Annotated in this window: 1 protein-coding gene; it reads left to right on the forward strand. The window is 54.1% G+C overall.

Annotated elements, in window-relative coordinates:
- Nucleotides 1–231 (forward strand): hypothetical protein (locus tag FDX22_RS24415; RefSeq protein ID WP_146717915.1); only part of this gene is annotated, 231 nt, incomplete at both ends.

Consider the following 231-nt stretch of genomic DNA (forward strand, 5'->3'; position numbering starts at 1 on the left):
AACACTGTGGAATAGCTGGAAGCAAAGCCTGTTGCGCGAATTATACTTCGCCACGGAAAAACAGCTGCGTCGTGGAATGCAAAACACGCCGGATATGCGCGAGCGTGTGCGCCATCATCAACTGCAGGCGCTGGCACTACTGCGAATGGACAACATTGACGAAGAAGCGCTGCACCATATCTGGTCGCGCTGTCGCGCCAACTATTTCGTGCGCCACAGCCCAAATCAACT

This window comes from Citrobacter sp. TBCS-14, from assembly GCF_005280805.1.
GTDB classification, from domain to species: Bacteria; Pseudomonadota; Gammaproteobacteria; order Enterobacterales; family Enterobacteriaceae; genus Citrobacter; species Citrobacter gillenii.